The sequence below is a fragment of the Enterococcus sp. AZ149 genome, from assembly GCF_051714285.1.
Lineage (GTDB): Bacteria > Bacillota > Bacilli > Lactobacillales > Enterococcaceae > Enterococcus_D > Enterococcus_D entomosocium.
The window spans coordinates 2,688,354-2,706,481 of the sequence record NZ_JBIORO010000001.1 but is presented as its reverse complement, the minus strand read 5'-3'; the positions used below and the strand labels follow the sequence as shown (position 1 = coordinate 2,706,481).

Annotated in this window: 20 protein-coding genes; 15 read left to right on the top strand and 5 right to left on the bottom strand. The window is 44.3% G+C overall.

What is annotated here, in order from left to right; genetic code table 11:
• Window positions 1-139 precede the first annotated feature (139 nt).
• Window positions 140-907 (top strand): histidinol-phosphatase, encoded by a 768-nt coding sequence (locus IGI94_RS12505; RefSeq protein WP_016619818.1) that lies wholly within the window; start codon window positions 140-142, stop codon window positions 905-907.
• Window positions 908-972: 65 nt separating this feature from the next.
• Here the strand turns inward: IGI94_RS12505 and add are convergent, their stop codons facing one another.
• From add to IGI94_RS12485, 4 genes are all read right to left on the bottom strand, one after another.
• Window positions 973-1,989: an adenosine deaminase gene (gene add, locus IGI94_RS12500; protein ID WP_438899843.1), complete on the bottom strand. Its 1,017-nt coding sequence runs from the start codon at window positions 1,987-1,989 to the stop codon at window positions 973-975.
• A 151-nt stretch (window positions 1,990-2,140) separates the two neighbouring features.
• Complete coding sequence (gene ald / locus IGI94_RS12495; protein WP_008380781.1) at window positions 2,141-3,247, bottom strand: alanine dehydrogenase; 1,107 nt, start codon at window positions 3,245-3,247, stop codon at window positions 2,141-2,143.
• A gap of 147 nt (window positions 3,248-3,394) precedes the next feature.
• The gene (locus IGI94_RS12490) at window positions 3,395-4,117 is read right to left on the bottom strand and encodes a C39 family peptidase (RefSeq protein WP_167826940.1); all 723 of its coding nucleotides are present in this window, start codon (window positions 4,115-4,117) and stop codon (window positions 3,395-3,397) included.
• Window positions 4,118-4,216: 99 nt separating this feature from the next.
• Window positions 4,217-6,148, bottom strand: a complete 1,932-nt coding sequence (locus IGI94_RS12485; RefSeq protein ID WP_438899842.1) for an ABC-F family ATP-binding cassette domain-containing protein — start codon at window positions 6,146-6,148, stop codon at window positions 4,217-4,219.
• A gap of 217 nt (window positions 6,149-6,365) precedes the next feature.
• Here IGI94_RS12485 and IGI94_RS12480 point away from each other — a divergent pair, with 217 nt between their 5' ends.
• Window positions 6,366-7,040 (top strand): redox-sensing transcriptional repressor Rex, encoded by a 675-nt coding sequence (locus tag IGI94_RS12480; protein WP_005228549.1) that lies wholly within the window; start codon window positions 6,366-6,368, stop codon window positions 7,038-7,040.
• Between the two features lie 92 nt (window positions 7,041-7,132).
• Here IGI94_RS12480 and IGI94_RS12475 read toward each other — a convergent pair whose 3' ends face one another.
• Complete coding sequence (locus IGI94_RS12475; RefSeq protein WP_008380790.1) at window positions 7,133-7,495, bottom strand: thioredoxin family protein; 363 nt, start codon at window positions 7,493-7,495, stop codon at window positions 7,133-7,135.
• 220 nt (window positions 7,496-7,715) lie between these two features.
• Here IGI94_RS12475 and IGI94_RS12470 point away from each other — a divergent pair, with 220 nt between their 5' ends.
• The 13 genes from IGI94_RS12470 (at window position 7,716) to IGI94_RS12410 (ending at window position 18,097) form a co-directional block, all read left to right on the top strand.
• Window positions 7,716-8,663, top strand: coding sequence for a permease (locus IGI94_RS12470; RefSeq protein ID WP_016608821.1), 948 nt, complete (start codon window positions 7,716-7,718; stop codon window positions 8,661-8,663).
• A 3-nt stretch (window positions 8,664-8,666) separates the two neighbouring features.
• A complete protein-coding gene (locus IGI94_RS12465; protein WP_010749849.1) occupies window positions 8,667-9,497 on the top strand; it encodes a TIGR03943 family putative permease subunit in 831 nt (276 codons plus the stop codon).
• A 145-nt stretch (window positions 9,498-9,642) separates the two neighbouring features.
• Complete coding sequence (locus tag IGI94_RS12460) at window positions 9,643-9,909, top strand: IreB family regulatory phosphoprotein (RefSeq protein ID WP_005228556.1); 267 nt, start codon at window positions 9,643-9,645, stop codon at window positions 9,907-9,909.
• The gene (gene ruvX, locus IGI94_RS12455; RefSeq protein WP_005234242.1) at window positions 9,909-10,340 is read left to right on the top strand and encodes a Holliday junction resolvase RuvX; all 432 of its coding nucleotides are present in this window, start codon (window positions 9,909-9,911) and stop codon (window positions 10,338-10,340) included. Before IGI94_RS12460 ends, ruvX begins: the two co-directional genes overlap by 1 nt.
• A 22-nt stretch (window positions 10,341-10,362) precedes the next feature.
• Window positions 10,363-10,680: a DUF1292 domain-containing protein gene (locus tag IGI94_RS12450; protein WP_005228559.1), complete on the top strand. Its 318-nt coding sequence runs from the start codon at window positions 10,363-10,365 to the stop codon at window positions 10,678-10,680.
• Between the two features lie 104 nt (window positions 10,681-10,784).
• Window positions 10,785-11,201 carry an NUDIX hydrolase gene (locus IGI94_RS12445; RefSeq protein ID WP_438842359.1) on the top strand — a complete coding sequence of 139 codons (417 nt, stop codon included), beginning with the start codon at window positions 10,785-10,787 and terminating at the stop codon, window positions 11,199-11,201.
• A 151-nt stretch (window positions 11,202-11,352) separates the two neighbouring features.
• Entirely contained in the window at window positions 11,353-12,456 is a 1,104-nt protein-coding gene (locus IGI94_RS12440) for an alpha-hydroxy-acid oxidizing protein (protein WP_010749842.1), read from the top strand.
• 176 nt (window positions 12,457-12,632) lie between these two features.
• Complete coding sequence (locus IGI94_RS12435) at window positions 12,633-13,259, top strand: glycosyltransferase family 32 protein (protein WP_010749841.1); 627 nt, start codon at window positions 12,633-12,635, stop codon at window positions 13,257-13,259.
• A 113-nt stretch (window positions 13,260-13,372) separates the two neighbouring features.
• A complete protein-coding gene (locus IGI94_RS12430; RefSeq protein WP_015510214.1) occupies window positions 13,373-13,882 on the top strand; it encodes a GNAT family N-acetyltransferase in 510 nt (169 codons plus the stop codon).
• Between the two features lie 121 nt (window positions 13,883-14,003).
• Window positions 14,004-14,846: a DUF368 domain-containing protein gene (locus IGI94_RS12425; RefSeq protein ID WP_005234267.1), complete on the top strand. Its 843-nt coding sequence runs from the start codon at window positions 14,004-14,006 to the stop codon at window positions 14,844-14,846.
• A 258-nt stretch (window positions 14,847-15,104) separates the two neighbouring features.
• Complete coding sequence (locus IGI94_RS12420; RefSeq protein WP_438899840.1) at window positions 15,105-16,556, top strand: amidase; 1,452 nt, start codon at window positions 15,105-15,107, stop codon at window positions 16,554-16,556.
• A gap of 9 nt (window positions 16,557-16,565) precedes the next feature.
• Window positions 16,566-17,417: a transporter substrate-binding domain-containing protein gene (locus IGI94_RS12415; protein WP_429960547.1), complete on the top strand. Its 852-nt coding sequence runs from the start codon at window positions 16,566-16,568 to the stop codon at window positions 17,415-17,417.
• A complete protein-coding gene (locus IGI94_RS12410) occupies window positions 17,417-18,097 on the top strand; it encodes an amino acid ABC transporter permease (RefSeq protein WP_016619790.1) in 681 nt (226 codons plus the stop codon). Before IGI94_RS12415 ends, IGI94_RS12410 begins: the two co-directional genes overlap by 1 nt.
• Window positions 18,098-18,128 lie beyond the last annotated feature (31 nt).

Sequence of the window (18,128 nt, the reverse complement as noted above, 5' to 3'; positions counted from 1 at the left end):
TTTCGAAAAAATGGTTCCGTTTACAAAAGATTCTGTAAAATAGCGAACGGTTTGAAGGATAACGCCTCAAGAAGAGTGTACCTAAAATGCGATCACAAAAACAAATTAACCTAAATGTAATAAGAAGGAGTGAATAACCATGTGGAAAGCAAACTATCATACCCACACAACTCGATGCAAACATGCACGGGATTCTGATGAAGACTATGTGATCAAAGCCATCCAAGCTGGCTTTAAGGAAATTGGCTTCGCTGATCATTGTCCCTGGCCCTTTGAGGATGGGTATGTCTCCCCCATGCGGATGGATGTTGCGCAATTGGAAGATTACGTTTCATCGGTGAAAAGCTTAAGGGAAAAATACCAAGGACAAATCGATGTGAAATTAGGATTAGAGTGTGAATATTTTGAAACAATGATCCCTTGGCTAGTTGCAGAGAAAGAAAGGCTGTCGATCGACTATTTGATTTTTGGCAATCACTTTCCTGAAATCGAAAGCAATCACTATTACGACCATACACCTGGGGATTCGGTAAAAGCGATCAAAGATTATCTTCGAGTCTCCCTACAAGGGATCGAATCAGGGATCTTTGCTTATATGGCACATCCAGATGTGTTCATGCGGGGCTATAAAACCTTCGATTCTCATTGTGAAGAAGTTGCCTACCGCTTATGTGAAAAAGCCAAAGAGTATCAGCTGCCGTTGGAGTATAATTTGGCAGGCTATACGAACGGTGGCTATCCGCATCCTGAATTTTGGAAGATCGCCAAGGAAGTCGGCTGCTCTTGTATTATTGGGATCGATGCCCACGAGAGTGCGGCTTTCACGAATACAGAAATTTACGAAAGAGCTCTTTTAGAAATCGATGCCTTGGGGTTAACACGGATCGATCGGCTCTTCTTTGCATGAAAGAAAGTTGATCGTTTCGGAAATAAAGAATGGACGCAAGTGGGGATCACTAGCGTCCATGTTTATTAGAATTGCCATTCTTGAATTTTTTTCAAGAGTACCGCTTTGTCGGAAGCTTTCGCAAAGGAATGCTGAGCGGCAGTTACGTTTAAGAAGCGCATCTCTGATTCGGTCATGTCGCAATGATGAGCCATTTGCAGGTATTCATTGGTCAATGTCGTATTTGAGACCGTTCGGTTATCGGTGTTCAAACAAAAAGGGACCTTGGCTTCCAGCCATTCTCTGAATGGGTATGCCGAGTATGTGGGAATCGCACGCGTATGAACATTGCTGGTAGGACAGCCTTCGATACAGCGATTTTGTTCTCGAACAAACGCTTGGGCAGTGTGATCTCCTTTTAAGGCGATGCCGTGGCCAATCCGCTGAGCACCGCTTTCGATAGCTTGATAAATGTTTTGCACACAGCCGCATTCGCCTGCATGTAAGGTCAGCTGGACACTTTGGTTCTTGAGGAACACTTGATAGCTAGCAGCTAAATCAGGGACGTACCCGTCTTCTTCTGGACCTGCTAGATCAATACCGACTACTTTTTCATCGGTAAGAGCGATCGCTTCATCAAAAATCGCCGTAATAGCTGGTAGGTCTTCTTGACGCATCCCAATGACCAAAACATTGCCTTTTATTGGGTAGCGTTTTTCTGCTCGTGCGATGCCTTCGATCACGGCTTGGATGGTCTGGCTGCAAGTGAGTCCTTTGTCCATCGATAAGCTGGGGGCAAAGCGGATCTCAATATAAGCGACCCCATCTTGAGCGGCTTGTTCCATCACGTCATAGGCAGCAGCTGCTAACGCTTCTTGTGTTTGCAAATACGGCCGAACGAAATCAAAGCAGCTAAGATAATCCCTCAGGTCATGACAATCTTTGGGGGCTTGCATCTGTGCTTTCACAGCTTCGATGTCTTGCTCGATCGGTAGTTCTTGCTGATTGGCGATGGCGATCAATGTTTCTGGACGAATGGAACCGTCGAGATGGCAGTGAAGTTCTACTTTGGGAAATGCTTGGATTTGTTGTTGAATAAGCACAGTGTTCCTCCTGTCTAGGTCGAATTTTTTTAAGTATGAATATAGCATACTTCCAAAGCCCATGCTACCCAAAAAAGGAAATTCTCATAGAAAGCAAAACAGCAACCGCGAATTACTTGTGCGGCTGCTGGTTTTATTGTGGGAGAGTGGCTCAAATCAATTCCGATAGATCGGTAAAAGGCAATGACAGATCGTGCGCGGCTTCTTTTGAAGTAAATGCGCCCTCATAGGCGATGACCCCTTTGGCAAGGGCCTCGTTTTCTCGCAACGCTGCTAAAGGGTTTTTCGCTAGCTGCTGGGCATACGGTAATGTGGCAATGCTCAATGCGATGGTTGCCGTTTGCGGCACAGCTCCCGGCATATTCGCCACTGCATAGTGAATAACTTCTTCCCGGATATAGGTTGGCTCGTCGTGGGTGGTGACTTTGTCTTCAGTCTCGAAAATTCCGCCTTGGTCAATGGCAATATCGACGATCACGGATTTTTCAGGCATCTGTTTCACCATGTCGCGGGTCACTAAGCACGGGGCTTTTTGTCCTGGCAATAAAACTGCTCCTACCACCAAGTCTGCGGATTGGATCGTTCGCTCGATATTCAAACGATTGGAATACAAAGTTTGGACTTGACCAGAAAATTGTCGATCCAGCTCTTGTAAGCGTGGGATTGAAACGTCTAAAATTGTCACTTGTGCGCCTAGACCTACGGCGACTCTCGCGGCATTCTCGCCGGCAACGCCACCACCAATGATCGTTACCCGACCTTGACGGACGCCGGGAACACCCGAGAGCAGGATCCCTTTTCCGCCATAAATTTTTTCGAGAAATTGCGCGCCAATTTGAACAGACATTCTTCCAGCGATCTCACTCATGGGAGACAGTAAAGGCAGGGTGCCGTTCGCCAGCTGGACGTTCTCATAAGCAACAGCGATCACTTTGCTGTCGATCAACGCTTGAGCAAGCTGTTGATTGGCGGCTACGTGGAAATAGGTGAATAAAACCAGTCCCTCATGCAAAAAGGGGTATTCTTCTGGTAAAGGTTCTTTGACTTTCATAACCAATTCAGAGGCCCAAACCTCTTCAACGGTAGCAATCGTAGCGCCGACTTCCTGATACGCTTGATCAGAAAAGGTTGATCCTGCACCAGCGCCTTGTTCAACGAAGACTTCGTGTCCGTCTTGGACTAACTCATAGACTCCGGAGGGCGGCAATGCCACACGATTTTCATTGTTCTTAATTTCTTTGGGGATACCGATTTTCATAGATTTCACACCTTTCTTTCTTCCATTATAATAGAAAGCGGATTCCCAAAGGGAGAAAAAAGGGTTTTTTTATTAAAAAATAAGATCCAGTTGCTGCTTTCGGGACGACAAAGAAAAAAGCCCCACAATGGGACTTTTTTCGAACAATCAGCTGAAGGTCCAAAAGCGTAAGCTTTGATCAGCGATTTCATCTAGTGTGTAATAGATAGCGTAATGGGATTTTTGCGGGTCATCATTGGGATCTAAGACAAACACTTGATCGTCCATCATTCCACCTAAGACCATAATATGGCCGCCATCTGTAAATTCCCCTGGAGTCACAGAAACGATGACGGGATGATTTTGTTGCAAGTAAGCTTCAACACTGGCTAGATCTGTGCCAAGATCATAGTAGTTGTAGCCGTTTGCATCGGCAAAGTCAGAAAAAATCCGCCAGTCCGTTCCTTGGCCGTCAACGTAATAATGATCTCCTGCCCAATCAAGGACTTCTAGTGGCGAAATGGGATAGCCTTCAAGATAGGATTGAACCATCGCAAGAGAAGCGATCGCACAGCCGTTTTCTGCTAAGGTTTGGCTGCCGTCATTGCCATAGGATCTATCGGCCCATTCTTCGTTCGTCTGCAAGAAAATCGGTGTCGTGATGTCCATTTCCCATAAATAAGCATTGATGTCATCACTAAAAATAGCTTGAGAGTAAATATATTCGTCGTCATAACTCTCATCATAGGCAACGGCGGTAGACACGTGTTCGGACAACTCTCCGTACAACACGTGATGAGAGATTCGATTGAACCCTATCCAAATCAACACCAATCCTGCTAAAACAATCATTGGCCGACGCTTTCGATAAACATCTGTCTGTTTTTGCATTTTTCCCTCCTTGTTTTACGAATCGTACGTATTCATCCTGTTCTTTAAGTAAAACAAAGGAGGGGGCGCTTGTCATCGGCCTACAGACCGATTCCACGATCAACTTTCAAATGCCTCTAGTTCTAAGCTAGTATTTTCCCATGCTTCTAATAGGGCTTCTTGTTCAGTGCGGGCTTGTTCTAACGCTTGATTCAACGCGGTCAATTTTACATGATCATTCAACGCTTCTGGTGCGGTCATGTCTTGTTCCAGTTGCTGGATCGTTTCTTCTATCGTGGCAAGCTCTTCTTCGATTTGGGTGACTTTTCGCTGTAAGGTTCTAACGGCTTTTTGCTGTTCCTTGCTTTGGACAAAGGTTTGCTTGCCCGCTGAGAGGGTGGTTTCGGTTGTTTTTGCTTCCAACATTGCTGCGATCTCAGCTTCTTCTTGTTTCTTTTCTAAATAATAATCGTAATCGCCGAGATAGAGCTTGCTGCCGTTTTCAGACAGTTCCACGACCTTGGTGGCGATTCGATTGATAAAGTAGCGGTCATGAGATACGAAGAACAAAGTGCCTTCATAATCGATCAGCGCATTTTCTAAGACTTCTTTGCTGTCGATGTCTAAATGGTTGGTTGGCTCATCCAAAATCAAGAAATTGTCATGGTCCATGGCTAATTTTGCCAAAGCGACACGGGCTTTTTCGCCACCGCTTAATAGCGTGATCGGCTTTTCAACATCTTCTCCCGAAAATAAGAAGCTGCCTAATATATTGCGAATCTCGACTTCAGGTGTGGTACTGTGGTCATCCCAAAGCTCATGGAGGATCGTTTTGGTTGAGTGCAGATCGGATTGAGTTTGGTCATAGTACCCGATTGAGACATTGGCGCCAAAATGCACCTTTCCTTGAATAAAGGGGATTTTATGAATCAGCGATTTCAGTAAGGTTGATTTGCCGATCCCATTCGGTCCCACTAAAGCGATCGCATCTTTGCGACGAACATCTAAGTCGATGGGCGCCGATAAAACTTCTTCTTCAGAATAACCGATAGCGGCATTTTCTACTTGCATCACAACATTTCCTGAAGGTTTTTCAATGGAAAAAAGGAAGTGGGCGGATTTTTCATCTCCTTGCGGGCGATCCAACCGGTCCATTTTCTCTAATTGCTTACGGCGGCTTTGCGCGCGTTTGGTGGTAGACGCACGGACAAGGTTGCGGGCAACAAAGTCTTCCAGTTTATTGATTTCTTCTTGCTGCTTTTCAAAGGCTTTCCATTCACTTTGCAGCTGTTCCGCTTTCAGGGTCAAATAGCGGCTGTAATTGCCTTTGTAGTGGCGCATTTTTTGGCGACTCAGTTCGTAGACTTCGTTGACAACTTTGTCTAAGAAGTACCGGTCATGGGAAACGATCAGCAACGCACCGGCATATCCTTGTAGATAGTTTTCCAACCAAGATAACGTTTCGATGTCTAAATGGTTGGTCGGCTCATCCAGGATCAAGATATCAGGTTTTTGCAGCAGCATTTTTGCTAATGCCAAGCGGGTTTTTTGACCACCGGAAAGGGTATCGATCGGCTGTGTGTAAAAAGAAGGATCAAACTGAAAACCGTGCAAGACGGAGCGAATCTCATTTTCATAGCCATAGCCGTTTTTTTCTGCAAATTCATGCTGCAACTGGTCGTATTCTTTCAGGAGATTGCCAGAGTCAGCAGCAGGATCTGCTTCGGAGATGGCGATCTCTAAGGTACGCATGCGCTGCTCCATCTGTCGAACCGTTGCAAAAGCCCCTAGCATTTCTTCCCAAACGGTGGCCTGACTAGCAAGTCCGGTATCTTGAGCTAAGTAGCCCATCGTAGCGGTCTTGTTTTTAGCGATCGTTCCTTTATCAGGACTTTCGAGTCCAGCAATAATTTTCAGTAGCGTTGATTTACCAGCACCGTTGCGCCCAACAAGCGCGATTCGGGAATTGCTGGCAATCTCTAATTGGATATTTTCAAATAAAACCTCGGCTCCGAAAAGACGGGCGATTTGGTTGGCTTGTAATAAAATCATGTGTATGTCATTCCTATCTTTAAGAAACTTGTCTGTATCAAGGTTGCAATACTACAAGTCTATCATATTTTATGAAAAACAGCGATTGGGAAAAAGTTTGATTTTACCATTATAAAATTTATATTTCAAATTATGAGCATTCAAATTGATTTTTGAACAATGTATTTGTTATGATAGCTTCATCACAAGTGAATTTTTCACAATGGGGGAGTATTCTTTGAAAGATCATCAAATTCCAAAGGCAACAGCGAAGCGATTGCCTTTATATTATCGTTACTTGCGTATTTTGCACCAAGCTGGCAAATTAAAAGTTTCTTCGACCGAACTAAGTGAAGCTGTTCAAGTTGATAGTGCGACGATCCGCCGCGACTTTTCCTACTTTGGTGAATTAGGAAAACGCGGCTACGGCTATGATGTTGAAAGCTTGATGCAGTTCTTTGCGAAGACATTGAACGAAGACCACATGACGAACGTAGCTTTAGTCGGTGTCGGAAACTTGGGGAGCGCCTTGTTGAAATACAAATTTCACCAAAGCAACAGCATTCGGATCAGTGCCGCATTTGATGTCAACGAAGATCTAGTTGGTCGAATCGTAGATGGTGTGCCGGTCTATCCAATGGATGACATGAAGGAACAAGTGAAGATCCAGCAGATCGATGTGGCTATTTTGACGGTTCCCGCACAACATTCACAAGATTTAGTGAACGAGCTTGTGAAAGCTGGCATTAAAGGAATTTTGAACTTTACACCTGCGCGAATCACTGCACCAAAAGGCGTGCTGATTCAAAACGTTGACTTAACCAATGAATTGCAAACATTGATTTATTTCTTGCATTCAGGCAACGTCTTGTCGCATGAAGAACCAGTAGAAGAACCATCACTAAGCGAATAATCGCATCACATAAATAGGAACCAGCAAAACAGCTGCCAGATCGTAGTATATACAAGGATCTGACAGCTGTTTTTTGCTTTCATTCACTGAACTTACTCGTCTAACTGGTCAAAAAGTGATTCGTAGGAATCTTGCTCTTCAACGCTTGTGAGTGCTTCTTGATACCGCAAGATTTGTTGAGTCAAACGTGTGAAATCGATGATGCGGGCTTCGCGATGCACTTCTTTCCCATTTGCGAACAAGAGGACGACGGGAACCGTCAAGACCGAAAATAAACTGGCTGCTTCTGGCTCTGTCAGCGTGTTGATGGTAAATAGTGGGAGTTGTTGGGTTTGTGCCAGTGTTTGGATGCGTGGTTTGTCCGCAACACAAATACTGCAATTTGGTTGAGAGAGATAGAGTAGTGCCAACGGATGTTGGGCGAGCCTCTCTTGGATCGGTTGATTTTTTTGCATAAGTCATTCCTCCATGGAAAATGTACGCTGTTCTTGAGGAAAAGTCAAAATATCTGCTAGCAGCTGATCGCTTAGGTGAGTAAGAAGGATTCAAAGATAAGGGAAATCTAAAGCAACGATTAAAAAAATAGGCTGCTTTAAAAAAAACGTTGTATAAAAAAAGGAAAAAACGTATAGTAATTCCAGCGTTTCGAATTTATTGATAAAGAAGGTTAAAGTTATGTTTCAGGCATTACCGAATTCTGTCCTGCAAATGAGTGTTATTTTTTTATCTATCGTCATTGAAGCCTTGCCGTTTGTCCTATTGGGCTGCTTGATCTCAGGTGCCTTACAAGTCTTCTTGACGCCAGAAAGAGTCACGAGACTCTTACCAAAAAACAAATTGGCATCGATCACAGTTGGTTGTGGTCTGGGGGTCTTTTTTCCTTCCTGCGAATGTGGGATCGTACCGATCGTTAATCAGTTCGTAAAAAAAGAGGTTCCAGTGTATACGGCGTTTGCCTTTATGCTGACTGCACCGATCATCAATCCTATCGTGATTTTTTCTACATTCATTGCCTTTGGAAATTCCGCGAAGTTCGCCTTTTTGCGTGTACTGGGCAGCTTATTGGTCGCAATGGTCGTGGGGATCTGGCTGGCGTATTTTAACAAACAAGAGATCTTAAAAACACGGCTTGCCAATCAATTAAGTGGCGGGAATGAGCAGGCAGCTCACCCACACCATCAGGGGCATGATCACGCCCACCATCAAACGGAAAAGAGCAGTCATCCGCTCCTTCGGCAGATTCGTCATTTGCTGCAGCATAGCTTGGATGAGTTTTTCGATACTGGGCGTTATTTGATCATTGGTGCGTTGATCGCCTCAGCGATGCAGACCTATCTGCCAACTGGCTTGATGCTGACATTAGGCTCCACGAAGCTGTTAGCGGTCTTCGTCATGCTGCTGTTAGCATTAACGTTATCCCTATGTTCCGAAGCAGATGCCTTTATCGGCTCTTCGTTGTTGAGTTTATTCGGCACTGGACCAGTCGTCGGTTTCCTGGTTTTTGGTCCAATGGTAGATATTAAAAACCTGTTGATGATGAAGCGGTACTTTTCGGGGCGTTTTATCGCTTCTTTAGTTGGTTTAGTCGCAATCGTCGTTTCAATTTATGCATGGGTGGTGTAAAGAATGGTTCGTTTTTTGATCTTATCAGGCTATTTTGAATTGATGATGTATTTGCAAGTGACGGGTAAACTCAATCAGTTTATCAACATTCATTATCGCTATCTCGCTATTTTATCCATGATCATTTCTTTATTATTGGCTTTGGTCCAGCTGTATTTTTGGGTAAAACAAGAGCCCGAGCATCATCATGACGATGAGCATCAGCATGGATTGGAGAAAAAACACCAACGAGTGATTGCGTATTTTCTATTAGCCTTACCGATCATCGTGGGTCTCTTTTTTCCCACCGTTAGCTTGGATACGACGATCGTTGAAGCAAAAGGGTTTAATTTCCCCCTAAGTGAAGAATCTGTGGGGGATCCAGAAATGACGACCCAATATCTGAAACCCGATACAAGTCTTTATTTTAACAAAGAAGATTATGACACTCAGATGGATGCAGCATTGGCACGTTACGCCAAAGATGAGACGATTGCGGTAACGGAAGAAAATTACTTGGAAGTCATGGAGTTGATCTATACGTACCCGAGTGAATTCATTGGTAAGAAAATCACCTATGACGGATTTGTGTACCATGCAGATCAAGATGATGCCAATGAAATCTTTTTGTTTCGTTTTGGCATTATCCATTGTGTGGCTGATTCAGGCGTTTTTGGCTTGCGAGTGGAATTGCCGCAGCAAGCGACTGCAGAAAATAACCAGTGGCTCCACGTGGAAGGGACGATCCAATCGAAGTACTATCAACCCTTCAAACGAGACTTACCGATGGTGGTAGCAGACCAAGAGAAGACGATTGAAGCACCAGAAAACCAGTATGTCTATCGCGCTTTCTAGCTTTTTTTAAGAAAGTTCATAGAAACATCATAAACCTTTGTTATAATGAAGAAAATCTAAGCATATGTTTGTAGTTTTATCAAACGTTTAGTACAATATAGAAGGAACATATGCTAAAATCTATACAAAAGAGAGGTGTCGTGAAATGGGTTTTACAGATGAAACAGTTCGCTTTGATTTTGATGATAGCCGTAAAAAAGAAGTCAGCGAAACATTAGCTATCGTCTACCGAGCATTAGAGGAAAAAGGATACAATCCGATCAATCAAATCGTCGGTTATCTCCTTTCTGGCGACCCGGCTTACATTCCTCGTTATCGGGATGCCCGGAATTTGATTCGTCGTCACGAACGGGATGAGATCATGGAAGTTCTGATCCGTTATTATTTAGGCAATCACGGGATCAACCTATAATGAGAATCATGGGATTGGATGTTGGTTCGCGGACAGTCGGCGTGGCGGTCAGTGACCCAATGGGCTGGACAGCACAAGGGATCGAGATCATTCGCATCAATGAAGATGAAGGCAATTTCGGTTATGATCGACTTGCTGAATTGGTGAAAGAATATGAAGTCTCACGTTTTGTGGTAGGACTACCTAAAAATATGAATAATACGATCGGACCTAGAGCGGAAGCTTCTATGGCTTACGGCGCAGCGATCGAACAGCAATTCGGTTTGCCGGTCGTTTACCAAGACGAACGTCTGACGACCGTTCAAGCAGAACGAATGCTGGTAGAACAGGCGAATACATCGCGTGCCAAACGAAAAAAAGTGATTGATAAATTAGCAGCAGTCATGATTTTGCAGAATTATTTAGATGGTGCTGGGAAACAGCTGTTTTAATTTACAGAAAAGAGGAAAATAAATGTCAGAACATACACACGATCATAACCACGATCACGATCATGAAGGACATGAACACATTACTTTAATCGATGATCAAGGAAATGAAACCTTATACGAAATTCTATTAACGGTTGACGGTACGGAAGAATTCGGCCGCAACTACGTCTTGCTTTATCCAGCAGGCGTACCAGAAGAAGAAGACGTTGAATTACAAGCGTACGCTTATATTGAAAACGAAGACGGTTCTGAAGGTGAATTAGAACAGATCGAAACAGAAGCAGAATGGGATATGATTGAAGAAGTCTTCAACACATTCATGGCGGAAGAAGAAGAGTAATAAGTTGCAAGTGCTGACCCTTTCCATAAGGGATCAGCACTTTTTTTGATTTAACGACTGTTTATTTTAGAAGCATGTCTGCTTTTTTGAAAGGAATGAGAAAAATGAGTAACGTAACGATATTCGAGCTTGAAAAGATCGCAGAAGAGCAGCTAGTTTTTGCCGTGATCATCAGCAAGTACCAAGAAAAGTTCGTCTATGTCAAACACAAAGAACGAGACACCTTGGAGATCCCTGGAGGCAAGCGAGAACTAGGAGAAAGCATCACAGAGTGTGCTACCCGAGAATTAAAAGAAGAAACAGGCGCCAAGCACTTTACCCTAGAACCGTTATTTATCTATGGTGTAGAAAAAAACGGGGAGACCGATTACGGCTTGGTGTTTGAAGCCCAGATCACGGACTTGCAGGATGAATTGACCTCAGAAATCGAAGCAATCTATGTAATGGCAGAGCCGCCTGCCAACTGGACATATCCAACGATTCAGCCGTTGTTGTTGGCAGAATATTTCTCACGAACATAAAAATAATTCAGCCCACTCAAATGGAGGGCTGTCTTGAGTGGGAAAGTAAAAGCAGCGTGTTGAGTAGGAGTGAGCGAATGAGTTGCGTGATCCTGCAATCAGGCGTAGGATGAAAATGTAAACGTTATCTTATTGGAGAGTAGGGAAAGGCATGGAAAAAATTTATCAAGCAAGTACCGCAGAAGGAGCAATCGATTTTATCAATATGCGCGATTTGGAGATCGCGGCAGAGGAAGTGATTCCTAAAGGTGGGTATGGCTATATCAGCAGTGGTGCGGGGGATATTTTTACCTATCAAGAAAATGAACGCGCCTTCAATCACAAATTGATCATTCCTCATGTCTTAAAGGACATTGAATTACCGGACACAACGTTGTCCTTTGGCGGTGATACGTTGTCAGCGCCAATCATTATGGCGCCTGTTGCCGCCCACGGCTTAGCAAATGTTGCGGCAGAACAAGCGTCAGCCAAAGGGGTTTCACGTTTTGGCACGATCTATACGGCGAGTTCGTATGCCTCTTGTACGTTGGAAGAAATCCGAGCAGCTGGTGGCCAAGAAGCGCCGCAGTGGTTCCAATTTTATATGAGTAAAGACGATGGCATCAATAAAGACATCTTGGCGATGGCAAAACGCAATGGCGCCAAAGCGATCGTTTTGACCGCAGATGCAACTGTTGGGGGCAATCGAGAAACGGATCGCCGCAATGGCTTCACCTTTCCGTTGGCAATGCCGATCGTTCAGGCCTATCAATCAGGGATCGGACAAACGATGGATGCCGTTTACGGCTCCTCAAAACAAAAATTAAGTCCCCAGGATGTCGCTTTTATCGCCAAAGAATCTGACTTGCCAGTTTATGTCAAAGGGGTGCAATCAGAAGAAGATGTGGAACGAGCTTTAGGGGCAGGTGCACAAGGGATTTGGGTCTCAAATCACGGGGGACGCCAATTGGATGGTGGTCCAGCTTCCTTTGATTCCTTACAGATCGTGGCTGAAGCAGTGGCAGGTCGGGCGCCGATCGTCTTTGATAGCGGGGTACGGCGTGGACAGCATGTCTTTAAAGCGATTGCTTGCGGAGCAGATCTAGTGGCGATCGGCCGCCCAGTGATCTATGGGTTGGCTCTAGGTGGTGCTACCGGTGTTCAACAAGTCTTTGATTTCTTCAAAAAAGAATTGGAGATGGTCATGCAGCTTGCGGGGACGCAAACGGTGGCAGATATTAAAAAAGCCGTTTTACGGGACAATCGCTATTTATAAGTAATCCCTCAAAAAGGCGCTAGAATCGCTGATTCTGGTGCTTTTTTAATGGATTTTTCTGATCATGCCCAGGAGCAGGAACAACTGCTTTCGCTGAAAAAAGTGTATATGATTTTGAAACAATTGCAAAATCAGCTACACTTAAAAGAGACCAATAAACTAAAGGAGAGAGATTGATGATTCCAAAAATTATTCATTATTGCTGGTTTGGCGGCAATCCATTAGGTGAACAAGAAAAGAAATACATGGATACCTGGAAAAAATATTGTCCGGATTATGAGATCAAACGTTGGGATGAATCAACGATCGACCTTTCAAAATTCGGTCCTTATCTAAAAGAGGCCTATGACCAAGAAGAATGGGCATTTGTGTCAGATGTGGTTCGTTTGTATGCGTTAGTGACAGAAGGCGGTATTTATATGGATACTGATATCGAGGTGGTCAAACCTTTAGATGAGCTCTTGACACTGGAGGCATTTATGGGCTTTGAGATCGAAACCAAGATTTCTACTGGGATCATTGGAGCGGTTCCGCACCATCCCTTTATGGAAGAATGGTACCACGATTACGATGACCGAAAATTTGTCCGGGCAGAAAAAACGGAAGATGTCGTCACCAATGTGATTCGAGTGACGGAACTGCTGCAAAACCACGGATTAGAATTGAATAATCAACGACAAACCGTTAAGGGCGTAGAAATTTTCCCGCAAATGACGTTTTCACCAAAAAGCTATATCACGGGTGAGGTCGAGGAAGATCCGAGTACGATGGTGATCCATCAGTTTTCTGGGTCTTGGTTATAAAAGAGTAAGTCTATGAAAGGACGGACAGTGGGGAAAGCTGTCCGCCCTTTTTGCTTTTGCAAGGGATGATGGAGATGTGATAGAATAGCTTGAAAAAATGAGGAGGCGTTTTGATGGCTATCAAACGATGTACTTTGGCAGATTTAGAAGAATTGGGAGAAATCAGCGTATCCACCTATTACGATACATTTGCTCCTTTCAATACGGAGGAAAATACTCGTATCTATCTAGAAGAAGCCTACAATCTGCCGAAACTGACCCGAGAGTTAGAAAATCCGCAATCGGCGTTTTATTTTTTACAAGAAAATGATCAAACCGTAGGATATATCAAACTTAACTGGGGTGAGGCGCAAACGGAAGCGATCGCCCCAGAGGGGTTGGAAATTGAACGAATCTATATCAAAAAAGAACATAAGCGCAGAGGCTATGGCAAAACACTGCTGCTGTTTGCCCAAGAGACCGCTAAAGAGCTGCAGAAAAAGTCGATCTGGTTAGGTGTTTGGGAATTTAACGACAATGCGTTGGCTTTTTATCATACGATGGGCTTTGAAAGAGTTGGGAGTCACTCCTTTTTTATGGGGGATGATGAGCAGACGGATTTCTTGATGCTGAAAGAGCTTTGAGTGCCGCCTTGTATGAGGAATTAGAAATTACTTTCCATTTTTTTGGCAATCAAGTATAGTTAAAGGGATTGATGAAAAAAGAACGATTGGTGAAAACCATCGCTAAGGAGAGCAATTGTAAATGGAAAAACAGAGAAACGAAAGTATTTTGTCACGTTTTCTTAAAGGCGTGGTGATTGCCTTGGGCTTTATCTTGCCTGGTGTTTCAGGTGGCGTATTGGCAGCCATCTTAGGCATTTATGAGCGGATGCTGCGCTTTATGGCACATCTGACGAAGAATTTTAAAGAGAATTTCCTCTTTTTCCTACCAGTAGGGATCGGGGGAATCGTAGGGATCGGTCTTTTATCGAAGCCATTAGAGTGGTTGCTGCAAAATTATCAAATCATCGTTTTGTGGGGCTTTGCGGGGGCAATTATTGGGACATTACCGGCACTTGCCAAAGAATCTACTTTAAAAAGCAAACGAACAACCGGTGATTTGATTTGGTTCTTCGGCAGTATGGTCATCGGCTTCTTGTTCCTCTATTTTATGGGCGATATCTTAGGAACGATCCCTGCCAATTTCATAGGTTTTGTGATCGCCGGCGGTCTGATCGCGTTAGGTGTTTTGGTTCCCGGCTTGAGTCCTTCAAACCTTTTGCTCGTTCTGGGCCTTTATGATCCGATGTTGAAAGGCTTTAAGAGCTTTGACATCATGGGTGTCTTTCTACCGATCGCCATTGGCGGCTTGGCAGTGATGCTGTTGTTTTCGAAATTGATGGAGTGGCTATTGACGCATTATCATTCAAAAGTCTATCACTTCATTTTAGGGATCGTTATTGCCTCAACGGGTTTGATCGTGATTCCTCCGGTGGCAAACTATAGCGGCTTTACTTGGGTAACGGCCGTCATCGGAATTATCTTGTTTGTCTTGGGGGCTTGGTTAGGTCTTTGGATGAGCAAGCTGGAAGAAAAATACAAGTAAATCAAAACGGCACATCGTTTGGCGATGTGCCGTTTTTGTTAGGTAATGATTCGGGCAGCTAAGAAGAAGCGTTGGTCGACAGCTGGTAGTAAAAAGATGGGAACGTTTGATAACGATATGATACAGGTTTAAAAACTGTTCTATTTTTGTTGAAAGATTTCCTAGTGTTTGGTATATTGTAGTCTATATAAAGAAGAATTTTTCATGTGTTACAGTTTAGATAATTGTTTGAGGTTTTGAGAAAAAGGAGGGGCAAGCATGCAAGATGCGACCTATTGGGCGGAACAATTGCGGCAAGGAAAAATCAGTTTTGCTGAGCGGGTGGCGATGATCGAAGAAAGAGTCAATCAACAAAATCCGCTTTTGAATGCGCTTGTAACATTTGATCCGCAAGCAGCGATCCAGCATTACGAGCAGCATCTTCAAAAAACGGTCTTTGGGGGACAACCCATGCCGTTAAAAATACTCGGCCAAACCAAAGCAGGGTGGCCAGCAACGTCAGGAGCCAAACTGTTTGCAAAAGCACGAGCCAGCCGCACGGCTCATTTTGTCTCTCGTTTAGAAGAGGCAGGCTTTGTGCCGTTAGGGCAAACCAATGCACCAGAATTTGGATTCAAAAATATCACTGATCCAACATTGTATGGGTCTACGCGTAATCCGTGGAATCCTGCCTATTCAGCTGGTGGTTCCAGTGGTGGTGCGGCAGCGGCAGTGGCTTCGGGGATGTTTCCGATTGCGGGTGCCAGTGATGGCGGCGGATCGATCCGCATTCCAGCATCCTTTAGCGGATTGATCGGTTTGAAGCCAACCCGTGGTACGATGCCAGTGGGTCCTAATGAATGGCGCAGCTGGCAAGGCGCTTCCATCAACTTTGCGTTGACGCTTTCCATGCGTGATACGGAACAGTTGTTTTATGCGTTGCGGACGTCACAGCCGACTGCCCCTTATCAGGCACCGCAAGTAGAATGGCATCATCAGCAAGCGAGTCAAAAAACGCGGTTGAAGATTGCTTTTACTACCGCATCGCCGACCGGTGGACAAGTGTCTGAAACTGCCATCCAAGCAGTCCGAAGTGCAGCCGCATTTTTAGAAAAGCAGGGGCACGAAGTCATTGAAGTGGGCTATCCAGTGGATGGTCAGCAAATGATGACCACTTATTACGCCATGAATGGTGGCGAAACAGCTGCGATGTTTGCTGAGATCAATGCTGCTCGTCAAGAACCGGTCAGACGGGAAGAAATGGAATTGATGACCTGGGCACTTTACCAATATGGCAAAAAACTGCCGGCCGCCGATTACGTTCTTGCCTTGCAGTGGTGGGATCAGCTGGCAGAAAAAATGGAAGAAGTCTTTTCGACCTATGATCTCTTTTTAACACCGACGACGGCTTTTCCAGCCCCTTTGATCGAGGAAGACTTACAAAGCGATAGCATACGCCAAAGACTGCATGAGATCGAGACGCTTGGAAAAAGTGCTGCGGGTGAGTTGATCGAAGAAATGTTTGCCAAGAGCTATGCTCTGACACCTTACACTCAATTAGCCAATTTAACGGGGCAGCCAGCCATCAGCTTGCCAACTGCTCTTAGCGAGGAAGGGTTGCCGCTAGGGATCCAATTTATGGCGTCTAAAGGCAGAGAAGATCTGCTTTTCCAAGTCGGCTATTTATTTGAAACACAGCAACGATTTCTGTTGCCAAAACAAGGAGACTAGGAGGATATTATGAAACAAGTTAGAAAAGGGAAAATCGTTGCAATGGTTGGCTTTTTAGGTTTATTTGCGGGAGTCTTGTTAAGTGCCTGCAGCAAACCAACGGAAGAAGACTCAAGTCTAAACAAGGTGGAAGAAGCCAAAACATTGGTTGTTGCTACTTCGGGAACCTTGTATCCATCGTCTTACTATAACGATGAAAATGAATTAGTGGGCTATGATGTCGATGTGGCAAAAGAAGTCGCCAAACGATTAGGCGTAGAGATCACATTTAAAGAGTACAATGTCGATGGACAAGTTTCTTCTTTAACACGTGGAGAAGCCGATTTTGCTGCCAACGATTTTGGTTTGACGGATGAACGGGCGGAAAAATTCAGTCTCTCAACGCCTATCAAATACTCGTTCGATAGTATGATCGTGCGAAAAAGTGATGACTCTGGGATTGCTTCTTTAGAAGATTTGGATGGCAAAAAAGCTGCTGGTGAACCGAATACCAGCTACATGCGCTTAGCCGAATCCTATGGGGCAGAATTAGTGACTTACGACAACGCAACGAATGATCAGTATTTGACAGATGTTGCGAATGGTCGAACGGATGTGATCTTGAATGATTACTATTTGCAAAAAATGGCGGTTGCTGCTTTGCCAGATATCCCTGTAAAAATTTTAGAAGATGTCTACTTTAATCCGAATGAAACGGGCTTCTTATTTGTGAAGGATCATAAAGCATTGCAGGAAAAAGTGGATGCTGTTTTAGCAGAAATGAAAGAAGACGGCCGTTTAAAAGAACTTGCAGAAACGTATTTTCAAACCGATATTTCAGTAAAATCTGATCAAGCGATCCAAACGGTTGAAACAGACTAATGTATATTCCAACCCTTGATTTGCCGTTGATGTGGGACTCATTGCCCTATTTGCTGTCGGGCTTGTCCTATACGGTCGGCATTGCTGTCGTTTCTTTTCTAGGTGGCAACCTCTTAGGGATCATGCTCACCTTCTTAGGGATGCTGGAAAACCCCATCATTAGAGGGTTCGTGCGGGGCTATCTCTCATTTCTAAGAGGCGTCCCAGCGTTGGTCTTGTTGTTCCTACTGTATTTTGGCTTGCCCTATCAATTGTCGGCGCTTAGTGCTGCGATCATCTGTTTTACATTGACCAGCAGCGCATTTATCGGGGAAATCTACCGAGGATCAATTGCTGGAGTGGATCGCGGGCAATTTGATGCTGCCTATGCGTTAGGGTTATCATTTACGAAAACGATGCGTCTGATTATTTTGCCGCAAGCTTTTCGTATATCTGTACCGGCATTGAGTAATGTGGCAATGGATTTGTTGAAAGGAACCTCCTTGGCAGCAATGATCACGATTCCTGATATTTTTCAAAAAGCCAAGATCGTTGGCGGACGAACTTTTGATTACATGTCCATGTACGTGCTAGTTGCCATCATCTATTGGCTGTTGTGCATTTTGATTGAAGCCGGGCAAAAGCGATTAGAACAACATTTTTCAAAACGCTTTTCTGCTAATGATACTGTAAGACAATAAAAAAAGAGCCGAGGCCCTTCAACTGCTGTCA